Below are 11,596 nucleotides of genomic sequence, written 5' to 3'. Positions count from 1 at the left end.
AGATCCTGATCCGATTTGAGGGTTTTACCCTCTTAATGGATCCGGTTTTTCATGGAAAAAGATAAATTTTTGCGAATAATTATTGACTTACCAATTGAAATAGCGCAACTACATCCTGAAGATTCACTCTGCCATCATTACTAAAATCATAGGATGGATTGGTATCTCCCGAACTGATTTTTTTCATAAAAGCGACAACATCCTGAAGGTCCTGTTTCCCGTTTTCGTTTATATCTGATATCTGAAGTATTGAATATCCGGTATATGCGGATGAAAGAGGTCTATAATCGATGTTATATTCATCCATTATATAGGGGTCCATACAATAACCTGAAGAATCACTTACGCATACATCTGAATATCCCTGATTGTCCGGGTTTCCCCAAAAGTTGCCCCCCTCTAAACTGGCAGGTGTGCCTTTAGATGATTCATTCCAGGCATTATCGGTATTTGAACCGGTAAGGAGGATATTATCATTATTATTAAAAATATTTTGAGAGATGGTATTCTCTTTGGATTCAATCATATTCAAGCCATGATTCTCATTATTTTTTATTGAATTTCCTGATATAAGTGAATTTTTTGCTCTAAAAATGACACCCGATTCTTTGTTTAAGGCAATTGAATTATTTGTAAGTTCAGTTGGACCGGATAAGATAACAGCCCCTGCATAACTGTTTTTCAGAAAGGAATTGTTGGAAATAATAATATTTTGTGAATCGGAAATTAGTCCCGCATAAGAACACTCTGAAAAATCTGAATGCTCAACTATAATATCTGAACAATTACTCATGGTCAACCCGGATGGTAATCTGTTTTTGACGCCGCTCATCTGTGTCATTGATATCTTTTGGATAGTTCCGTTATGAGAATTCTTTAAAAATATGCCCAGAGGATTTTCCTGCCCATAGAGGTTTTGAAGAATAAATTGTCTTGTTTCTGATAGATAATACCCGCATACCATATTTCTTTCGGCATGTAAACGATCAAGCGTTATATTTTTACAATTGAAATCTGTCCGGATACCTATGCCATTATCCATGAATGATACATCCTCCACAGATGTATTCTGACATCCTGCGAGGAGAATCGCGGCTCCGGTTTTTGATAATACCATGTCAGATATGGTTAGGTCAGAGCAATTTACTGCGACAATCATCCCCGGGTTATTCATATGTCCAATTTTCTTGTTCTTTTCATTATACAGGTAGATAAGAGCCCGTGAATTAATGGTGTTTGTATTGTCAACCTGATGAATGAAATGTCGGATATCTGATCCGGATATATCAAATCCTATACGATTATTGGTTAAAGAATTTCCAGATAATGTCAGATGTTCGGTATTGGCAATACTAAGCCCGATGGTGCCGGAATTGATCTTATTATTTTTCAGAGAAAGTTCAATGGCTGATGAAATATCAATATTATTTCCTTTGTTCTTTTCGAGAACATTGTCAGATATTTCTATTCTATCGGATTCTGTACTAATTATCCCATTTCCAGAATTATATGATATTTCACAATTTTTTATCACAAGATCATCAGATCCGGAAGTTGCCCTCAAACCTGTTCCGGGATTCGTTGATATTTTCGAATTAATAATTTCACAATATGTTGAATTTGAGATGAAATACCCCCCTGATTTACTTTTATCTGATTTCCCGTTTCCATTAACCAGATTATCTTTAAAAATCATGTTATGAGAATTAGTAACGGTGATTCCATATCCCCCGGTTATATCATTATAATTCTTTTTCACTTCATTATCAGTAAAAAGAAATGAGGAACTGTTTGCAGCCTGAAATCCTGCGCGTAAATTTGAGATCAAAGAAACATTACTTATAGAACAATCTGATAATAAATCGCAATTAATTCCGATATCAAACTCCTGAAGGGTAATATTTTTTAGGGTGATATTTTGTAATTGAATTGGAGATCCGCCGACATCAATTCCGATTGCCCCGGCAGAATAGTTACCGCCAATACTGTTTCCCATTCCATTTATTGAAACATCTGATGTCCTGATGGATATTGAAGTATTATTGCTGGTAAATGAAGAGGTGAGATAATAATCTCCGGGTTTTTCAATAATTACCGGGAATTTATCTATAATAAATGGGTTACTTTCATCGTCAACTGATTCATTTACAGAGATATTAACATCGGCTGAGGCGATTATTGGAAATAAAAAAAGTGTAATCCAGAGGGCTCCAAGAGCCAGATAGGTTATCTGTTTTTCCCATGATATTTCCTGCCTCATATTCATATTATTAATATATTTTTTTACCCATAAATAATCCGGATATATTCTTTTGATTTACCCAAAGCAGGAAAGATATTATTACTTTTTATTGTAATTGGTATACTATGGTTTTAATGAAATGGTCTGAAGATTTAAGTGTTCATATATCTGAAATTGATGAACAGCATAAAAATCTGATTAATCTTATCAATTCACTTCACGAGGCAATGCTTGAGCGAAAAGGAAAAGAAATCATGGGAGATATACTTGACAAACTTGCCGCTTATACCGTCTACCATTTCTCAACTGAAGAAAAATACATGAATCAGTTTGAATATATCGGGCTACTTTCTCATAAAAAAGAACATGATGCGTTTGTCTCAAAAGTAGAATCATTCATCGCTGATTATCAGGCAAACAAACTTGGAATTTCAATGGAAGTAATGAGTTTTTTGAAAAACTGGGTTTCTAATCATATTAAAGGAACTGACAAAAAATATTCAGAAACCTTTCAAAAAAATGGTCTTATTTAATCAACTTATTATCATCACCTTTCACATCTAATTTTATGATAGAAATGCAATGAGCTAGAGATGAACGAGCTGCAGGACTGGTTTGCGTATAAAGCATTTCGGCCAGGTCAGGAAGAGATGCTTCGAAAAGCAGCAGAAACTGCGAAATCCGGTGGAGTTCTGATGATAGATGCTCCAACTGGTTCTGGAAAATCTTCAGTTGTTTCAGCATTGCTTGCAGCAAGAAAAGACCGACAGATAATAGTCGCAGTCAGAACAATTTCTCAACTTGCAACATATATACGTGAACTGGAATTAATCCGGAAAAAACAACCCGGATTAAAATTTTCATACCTGGTTGGAAAAGGGTCGATGTGTCCTCTTGGAGGAACCGGGGATATTTATCGGAAATGTGAAGCGGTAAAAGCCTTCTCTACTGCTCTTATTCGGGAAAGAGCAGACAGGGGTTCTCTTGATCCTTCCCGAGACAAACAAATCCTCCTGCAGATTCAGAAAAATGATTCGGAACATCCTCTTATCTGCCCGTATTATATTAGAAGCAGAATTGCTATACAGAATGAAAAGGGAGGAGGATTCCGCCTGGTTCCTTCTGAAGCATGCAAAAAGCTTTCAGGAAGGGTTATTGAACATTGCATAAAACCGGAGTCACTCAAAGAAGTATGTAATGGTGTTTGTCCGTATGAGGTCATGGCACAGGCATCATTGCAGTCTGATGTACTGATATGTAATTATCACCACATCATGGATGACCAGATCCGGGAACAACTGTATCTGAATCTTCAGAAAGAACCTGGAGACATTCTGCTTCTGATTGATGAAGCACATAACTGTGGAGACGCGATGCAGGATATCATGTCTATTAGTCTTGATCATCGTTCTCTTGAACAGGCAGATCATGATATCTCTTCCCTCAAAAAAGATGTGAAGGATCTTGAAGCTATCCGAAGGCTTATTCCTGGAATTCGAAAATTTCTCGATGGTCTCAGACGTTCATCAGAAACAGAAGACTGGTTTGACCCACAACTCTTTAGCAGGATTATCCTTCGTGAATCATTTTTTGGTTCAATGGAGGAGGTGGTTGATAACCTCATGGATCTTGCTGAATCTATAAAGGAAACAAACAGCAAGAGAGGAGATTATCGCACTTCCGGAATAGAAAGATTGTCCGCTTTTTTGTATCGGCTTCACAACTCTGGAACAAATCCAGCTTACCTGACATTATTCAGGAAAGAGCCTGATAATATCTATCTTGAAGTTCGGAATATTGATCCTTCACCTTCTCTTTCAACTCTTGCTAAAGAGCACTTCTGTTCTGTATTCATATCCGGGACATTAACGCCTCTCCGGAGTTATCAACAATTGTATTTCCGTGTCCTTCCAACCGATTATCCAATTTCGACATTTTCTTTACCCAACCATTTTCCAAGGAAAAACAGGCTGCTCATGGTAACATCAGATATTACATCAGCCTACTCCCAACGACAGTCCAATGATAATACAAAAAGGATTGTTAATTATATTCGCTCATTTTGTCATATTCCCGGAAACTTAGGGGTATGGTTTCCTTCTTATCAGATGCTTGAATCAGTAACGAGGGAAGTAGAACACTATATTCTGGATAGGGAAGTGTTTATTGAGCCGCGTGAAAGTAGCGAAGCGGGAGCACTTTTGTCCAGATTCATGGATCTTCCGGGAATTGGAAAAAAAGGAATTTTATTTGCAGTATGCGGAGGGAAATTTTCTGAGGGTCTTGATTACCGGGGTGATATGCTCAATGGAGCTCTCGTAATTGGCCTTCCTCTTGCACCATGGAATCAGGTCCGTCAGATGATAATGCAATATTATACAAGACAGTATGGAGAAGAAGGGAAATTTATTGCATATACTCTTCCCGCCCTGAACAAAGTTCTCCAGGCACTAGGCCGGGTGCTCCGGACACCAGAGGATCATGGTGTTCTGATAATTGGGGAGAACCGGTTTTTGGATGATGCCATTAAAGAGAAACTTCCTGTATGGATGCAGGATGAATTACAGGAGGTATCAGTTCAGTCCTTTTCTCCTCTCATCAGGGGCTGGAAATAATGAAGGAGATGGAAGGGTCAATAAAATTTGGTCTCTGGTTTGTTTATATCCGGTGGAATTCGGATAATCTGGTAAGTAGAATCAGGTTTGTAAAAACTGCAGTTTCCGGAGCAGTTCCAGTATCGTTATCAAAATATCTTGCCGGAAAAGTAACAACGTTGTATCCCCTGGAAAGCATCCACCTCCGGGAAGAAGGAACATACGGTGAGATATACCGGCAGGTTCATGCAATTCCCTATGGAGAAATAAAAACATATAAGGAGATTGCAGAATTTGTAGGTACTGCCCCACGGGTTGTCGGACTGGCCATGAAACGCAATCTTACACCAATTCTCATCCCATGTCATCGTGTTTTATCATCTCATGGTCTTGGTGGCTTTACACCTGATATCTCAATAAAAGAGGATCTTTTAAAACTTGAATCGAATTTCCTGAAAAAAGTGAAAATTCATGAACAGGATCAGGTATGAAATCTGCGTTCATCCTTGTCGGTGGTATGGCATCGAGAGCGAATGGATTACCAAAGTATGAGTTTACATATGATGGTAAAACCTTTCTTGAAAAACAGGTTGAGGAATTAAGACTTTGTACTGATGAAATTTTTATCATCGGTCGGAACAAAGATCAGGAAGCACTAATTCCTCATTTTTTTGGTGTTTCATTTATTCATGATATCAGGCAGGGTCAGGGCCCCGCAGGAGGAGTTCATGCAGGAGCATGGAATTCAGGTGGGGACTATTTTTTTATAACCGCTTGTGATATGCCTTTTTTATCGTGTAAAGTTATTTCATATCTTTTTACCGCTGCAAAAGGATATGGGGGTGCGGTTCCTTTCTGGGAAGACGGGAAATATGAACCATTATGCGCTGTTTACTCACGTTCATCAGTTCGGGAGTATTATGAAAACCATCAAAACCGTCGTCTTTCACTCTTAATAAAAGGTATTAATGCAAAACTTATTCCGGTAACGGATATCCGAAATATTGATCCTGGAATCGATGTTTTTGTAAATATCAATGATCTTCAATCACTATCATCTTTGAATGAAAAAATAGATTAGATTTTTGATATTCTGTCTGAAATTAAGGAACTGTATCGCTTTAACTCATTCAGAGAGACAGGCGGAACTGAATAACTGGTAAGTTCAACCAGGTACAAATTATCTTTAAATACAATCCCGGTTTTTCTGATTGATTCAAAACCATACCCTTCATCTCCGGTAATAATGGATACCTGGCTTTCAGCTTTGTTATTTTCTTTTGTTGCGATGTATGCTTCATCAATTTCTTTACTGGAAGAATATCTGGTAATGTCCTGTGACAATTTTAATCCGGTTGATGGAATATTATAAACAGAGGAGTATTTTGTTGTTGTATGGATTTCATCCCCGATTTTTTGCCATCCTTGTCCCAGGTCTTTATCCTTTAAAAAAACACTCGGCATAAGGGTTTCCCTTTTCTTTTGATCTTCGATTAAGTCAGATACGTTTGAATATAAAGAAAGGGTTGAAGAATCCACCGGAATCTTCATAGTGATATTTACCCAAATTGCATCTCCCATGAAATCAAATTGATATTTACCTGCTCTTCGCACCGCTGCAGATTTGTTTGTCTGGCTGTATGTTTTGCCATATCCTTCACGAAGAATTTCCTGGTTTGTTGTAGTGTCATACACTCTCATTTCAAACCATGCATCCTGAGATGGACGGGTTTTTGTATATACTATCGTTCCTTCTTTATCGCCCGTTCTTTTGTATACTTCCTGTTCATCGGTTACCATCTTCGGAATAAATCCGAGGTCGATATAAAGCGGAGGTGTAATCAGTTCATACGCATATGCGGATGCATTTTTACTAAACAACTGGTTAGTCATATTGTGGATAGTGATATACTGGCGCTCGGTGGTAGAAACAGGTCTGTTATATTTAAGATATGAAACTGATTCATCATTCTGAAGTTCATCATAACTCATCGGTGTTACCTGAATAAAAGATTCATTAGGCAAGGGCGGAGTAGGATTGTCTGTATTCAGTTGATCCCCCGTTTTTTGTCCATCTGAAGTATTTGTTGCTTCCTGTCCTGGGGAAGTTGTTTGTTGGTTTTTAACCATATCTTTCATGTCTCCTCCGGTTTCGAGGCCATATGATCCGGTTTCCTGTTGTCCGGATGGTGGAGTAACCTCAACACAACCGGTTATGATAGTGAAAAACAAAAGAGATAAGAATATAAGTACACCGGTTTTCAGAGTATTAACACACATAATGTATTCATTCGACTGCCTGAATTATCTACTTGACCATCATGTGAATTCACCAGTCATGTCAGTGAGATTCATATTATAATAAATGAAATCAGGATGAACAGATGAAGTACCTCAATATCCGGATGTGGGGGCCGTTTTATATCCTTGGATTACTTCTGGTACTTTATGTCATGTGGACTGTTGAGGAGATCCGGCCACAGGGACTCGCGTTATTTCTTGGAAGTTTTCTTATCCTGTTTGTGGTAGGAATAAATTTTTATGTGATGTATAGTGAAGTCAAAGCGCACGATGAGAAAACAGATAAAAACCGTGAATTGTCCGGACTTGAACCTCTGCCTAAGAAAAAGGGTTTCTTAAAAAAGGGAAAATAATATTTTCAGGCCTTTTGGAATATTTTTAGCATGGGTTTATATGGTTTAAATAGGGCTTCAACGTCTTTAGACATATATTCCGACATTCCCATAATATAAAATCCATCTTTACCCAGACTTTCGGATACGAGTTTTACCAGGTCTTTTTTCTGTTGTTCATTAAAATAGATGGTAACATTCCGGCATGAAACAACATCAAACATTCTTCCTATCGGTACACCTTTCATCAGGTCATGGGACTGAAACCGTACCATGTTTTTTATGTGATCCCTGATCTTAAATTTTCCGTCTTCTGTCTTTTCAAAATGCCTGGATATCTGATTTTCACTCAGATTTTCAAGTGCATTTTTTTCATATATTCCCGTTCTGGCCTTTTTAAGTATTTCTTCATCAATGTCTGTTGCAATTATCGCTCCATTATAATTAATTCCGGCTTTTGAAAGTTCATGAAGGAGAATTGCATAGGTGTATGGTTCTTCTCCGGAAGAACATCCGGCACTCCAGATTTTTATTGATCTTTTTGCCGTTACAATCGAATTAAAAATCTCTTTTCCAATGAGATTGAATACATCCGGGTCACGAAGAAATTTCGTGACATTTATGGTTAATGCATTACGCAGTTTTTCTTCTTCTTCAGGATGTGTTTTCAGATATTGATGATACTCAACAAAATCTTTTGATCGGGTTGAGTTCATCCTGGAGAGAAGTCTTCGTTTGATATAATCCTGTTTATAATTAGTTAACTGAATATTCAGACGTTTTTGAACATCCTGAATAAGTTCGGGAAGGCCTTTGTCGCTTACTTGTGGTACATTTATCTGGGGGAAAACAGGGGTAGTTATTTTCTTATCCATAATAATCAAAGGGAAAAATATAGGAGAATATTTAACGGAATCCTGCAAGGCCCGTAAGAATTTCTTTCATATCCAGCCATATTACCAGGTTGTCTCCTTTCTCTGTTCCTTCCCGCTTATCTATGACATCATCATGCTTAACCTTAATGATCCCTTTAATTCTGGTTTGGATTCTGGTATTTATCTCATCACCAAGAGCGGTTACCTGTTTATATGCAATCTCAGTGACACTCCGGACATTGTCGACAATAATTCCTAAATGTTCTCCATGCGCAGCATCCGATGGAACAACAATAATCTTCTGTCCGGTTCTGTCTTTTTTCATTCCCTCTCCAAGAAGTATGCCAAGATCAATAACATGAGTCACTTCTCCGCGGAGGTTAATTATTCCGATGACATGCGGGGGAGTTTTTGGGAGCGGAGTAATCGGAAGCATTTCAACAACTTCTCTCACCATTCCGATATCCATTGCATAGCGGTTTCCGGATAATTCAAATTCGACTATATCAATTTCCTTAGATATCTCATCAGAAAGTTGAATTTCTCCTGAATTTTTGTCTGTAAGTTTCTCTCTGATTTGTGCGATTTCATTTTTAAATTCTGATAATTTTGTCTCTAATTCTGAGACTTTTCCTTGTGCTGTTGTATTATCAATAAACCAGATTATCCGAAATTCCGCATGGTCCGGATGAGGAACTGATACTAACTGGTAGTGCCTGGACCCTGTTGGAAAATCCGATGAGAATATCCGGTTACTATCGAGAGATCCCTGGGATGTCTGTGAAATAATTCCTGGTAAATAGTCCGTAATACTTTCCAATGTAAGGCCGGTCCATTCACAAAATGCATTATTTATTCTGGTGACATTTGTTCCGTCATATTCGATTACCGGAATTGGAATTATTTCTATTGAAATGTCATGATGCAATGTGGGCTTAGGTTCGGGAATTTTTTCATTATTCTGGATTTGGGATACAGGTTTTACAATTTCTTTTTTTGTTTCCTGAGATGGGGTTTCATCACCTGATGACTGGAGGATCAAAATGTGATATCCTGCTTCCTCTGAATTATTTGATATAATAAGTCCGGAATATGCCAGCATCCCAAACGGTGATTCTATCCAGATTTCATTAGATAGTACGGTTATCTGATCATGAAAATCTACATCTGTTGGAATTTTAAGGCCGATATCAGAAATATTCTGACCGATGAGTTGATCTGTGGAAACTCCAATTAATTCAGAAAAACCTTCGTTTGCAAGAACGATGGTGTAATATTTATCAAATAAAATAATTGGGGATGGATTAAAATCAATAAGGGTCTTTAAATAAGTATTGGGGATTTCGATAGGGCTTAAGGGTTCTGAGGATGGTTCTTCTTTTTCTTCTTTTAAATCTACATCTCTATCTATTTCGGTTTCAGATTCTTCTTCGTCTGGAAAAACCTGTAGCAATAAATGTGATTTATCTTTAATTAGGAGAGGGGAAACTTGTATCCAGATTTTTATTTCTTCATTATTCTGATGAGTAATTACTGTCTGAAAATCATTACCCTGATCCGATTCCTTAACATCATTGATAATGGTTACAATATCCGGAGCAAAACCACAACTTGCAATATCCCGAAGATAGACATCCGGATGTTCCCGGGATAGGAGTGATAAGAGAGCATCATTAACAAATTGAATGGTACTATATTCATCTATTATTGCAATTGGAACAAAAATTCGTTCCAGGATCGTTTTAAAAATCTCCGAATATAAATCCTCGGTATCTTTTTCTTCTTCGGGAGTTTCAATCAATAATTTTAAGGAAATCGCATCATGGTCGAATGGAACAATCGGGGGATTTAGAGATATTGTGGAATATGTTTTTCCATCAGGTGATTTGAATGATTTTTCATCAGGAACATATCGGGAAAATGGAGGAAACTCATGAGTTATTAAACTTCTTTCCACCGAAAAGATAGAGCAGAAGATATCATTTGCATCCAGGATTTGAAATTCAGATCCAATGAGAATCATTGGGATTGAATGATATTGAAAAATTTCAAGTGCCCGGTCAAATTCAGTATGTGCAGAAATCAGGTCGGACAGGTATGTTTCATGTTCCTTTTTTATAGTGCTCTGTTCTTCAAGGATTTTATTAAATTCTGATGATAGTTCATCATTTTCACGGGTTTTTTCCTGTAATAATAGTGTATCATGCTTCAATCGTTCGAGAATTGGATGAAATAACTCCGGTAATGGGGGAAAATCACCATTTTCATATGAGAGGATGGTGGATAAAATGGATTGAAGTTCATTCTTTTGATATTCAGATTGAATCGGTTTGGGCTCTTTTGGGTTTATCGAAAATAAACCTCTTCGTCCAGTCTGTTCTTCCTGATTGCTTTGCATTATGTTCCCCCTGTATTCCATGAATCAATAATCTTTGATGCATTTTTAAAACCCGGTAAGGCTGGATCGTCTGGTGCTAAAACGACAAGTGGAATACCCTGTTTATTTGATTGTGAAATTTCTTTTCCTTCATTTACAATGACAACCTCAGGAATTTCAACTCTGATTCGTGTTTCGAGATACGTTTGAATCTCCTGAAGTGAATCTGATTTTTTTGGTGCATTAATCCCAAAAAAAGAAGCAATTTTCTCTGAAAATGAAGCAGGTTTCATTGTACCTTCATTCCATCTGTTTAAAATTGCCATCCCGACATGAATTTTTTTCCCGAGAATTTCAGATATATCCTGTATAACCAGGTTAAGATGATCATATCCCGCTATCGCAAAAGTATCCGGTGAAAAAACCATAACCGAATGGTCTGCTGCAATCATTCCGTTCATCATAAACTGTCCCAGAAAGGGAGGTGTATCAATGAGGATATGATCATATCTGCTTTTGATCTCTTTTATGCCCGTTGAAAGAATATGGTATCGTTCAGGATTCTGATATAAAACTGCTTCAGCACCAACAAGGTCCAGATGTGAAGGAACCAGATCTATTCCGGATAATGTTTTTATAATAAAATCTGAAAATAAAATTTCTGGTTTATCATCGGAACATTGAGAGATATAATACTGGTAAATATTTTTTTGTAATGATTCCGGATGGATTCCTAGACCTATTGTTGCATTTGCCTGGGGATCTGTATCTATTACTAAAACTTTCCTCCCCATATGTTTAAGAATACCTGCAATCTGAAGACATGAGGTTGTTTTTCCTGTTCCGCCTTTATGGTGGATAAATGCAACTGCGGT

General features: G+C 37.4%; 10 protein-coding genes. 5 read left to right on the top strand and 5 right to left on the bottom strand.

The features are described from left to right. Positions 1–79 precede the first annotated feature (79 nt). Complete coding sequence (locus DLD82_RS05975; protein WP_109940186.1) at positions 80–2,266, bottom strand: NosD domain-containing protein; 2,187 nt, start codon at positions 2,264–2,266, stop codon at positions 80–82. A gap of 101 nt (positions 2,267–2,367) precedes the next feature. On the opposite strand from DLD82_RS05975, the gene DLD82_RS05970 reads away from it, so the two are divergent. Genes DLD82_RS05970 through DLD82_RS05955 form a run of 4 tightly spaced genes read left to right on the top strand, consistent with a single transcriptional unit; the run spans position 2,368 to position 5,917 of the window. Further along, on the top strand, positions 2,368–2,775 hold the full coding sequence (locus DLD82_RS05970) for a bacteriohemerythrin (RefSeq protein WP_109940185.1): 408 nt from the start codon (positions 2,368–2,370) through the stop codon (positions 2,773–2,775). Positions 2,776–2,835: 60 nt separating this feature from the next. Beyond that, positions 2,836–4,857, top strand: coding sequence for an ATP-dependent DNA helicase (locus DLD82_RS05965; protein ID WP_245920380.1), 2,022 nt, complete (start codon positions 2,836–2,838; stop codon positions 4,855–4,857). Next, complete coding sequence (locus tag DLD82_RS05960) at positions 4,857–5,327, top strand: methylated-DNA--[protein]-cysteine S-methyltransferase (RefSeq protein ID WP_245920379.1); 471 nt, start codon at positions 4,857–4,859, stop codon at positions 5,325–5,327. Before DLD82_RS05965 ends, DLD82_RS05960 begins: the two co-directional genes overlap by 1 nt. Then, positions 5,324–5,917 (top strand): molybdenum cofactor guanylyltransferase, encoded by a 594-nt coding sequence (locus DLD82_RS05955; protein ID WP_109940184.1) that lies wholly within the window; start codon positions 5,324–5,326, stop codon positions 5,915–5,917. Before DLD82_RS05960 ends, DLD82_RS05955 begins: the two co-directional genes overlap by 4 nt. On the opposite strand, the gene DLD82_RS05950 is transcribed toward DLD82_RS05955, so the two are convergent. Then, positions 5,914–7,116, bottom strand: coding sequence for a hypothetical protein (locus DLD82_RS05950; protein WP_109940183.1), 1,203 nt, complete (start codon positions 7,114–7,116; stop codon positions 5,914–5,916). The genes DLD82_RS05955 and DLD82_RS05950 overlap by 4 nt on opposite strands. A gap of 104 nt (positions 7,117–7,220) precedes the next feature. On the opposite strand from DLD82_RS05950, the gene DLD82_RS05945 reads away from it, so the two are divergent. Then, positions 7,221–7,490, top strand: coding sequence for a hypothetical protein (locus DLD82_RS05945; protein ID WP_109940182.1), 270 nt, complete (start codon positions 7,221–7,223; stop codon positions 7,488–7,490). A gap of 5 nt (positions 7,491–7,495) precedes the next feature. Here the strand turns inward: DLD82_RS05945 and DLD82_RS05940 are convergent, their stop codons facing one another. From DLD82_RS05940 to DLD82_RS05930, 3 genes are read right to left on the bottom strand one after another with little or no spacing between them, the layout of a single operon-like run. Further along, on the bottom strand, positions 7,496–8,344 hold the full coding sequence (locus DLD82_RS05940; protein ID WP_109940201.1) for a CheR family methyltransferase: 849 nt from the start codon (positions 8,342–8,344) through the stop codon (positions 7,496–7,498). Between the two features lie 31 nt (positions 8,345–8,375). After that, a complete protein-coding gene (locus tag DLD82_RS05935; RefSeq protein WP_181391279.1) occupies positions 8,376–10,742 on the bottom strand; it encodes a chemotaxis protein CheW in 2,367 nt (788 codons plus the stop codon). Further along, positions 10,742–11,581 (bottom strand): ParA family protein, encoded by an 840-nt coding sequence (locus tag DLD82_RS05930; RefSeq protein WP_281267984.1) that lies wholly within the window; start codon positions 11,579–11,581, stop codon positions 10,742–10,744. Before DLD82_RS05930 ends, DLD82_RS05935 begins: the two co-directional genes overlap by 1 nt. Between the last annotated feature and the right edge of the window lie 15 nt (positions 11,582–11,596).

Origin of the sequence: Methanospirillum stamsii (assembly GCF_003173335.1) — an archaeon.
GTDB classification, from domain to species: Archaea; Halobacteriota; Methanomicrobia; order Methanomicrobiales; family Methanospirillaceae; genus Methanospirillum; species Methanospirillum stamsii.
The sequence above is the reverse complement of the archived record's forward strand: the minus strand, read 5'-3'. Positions and strand labels throughout refer to the sequence as shown.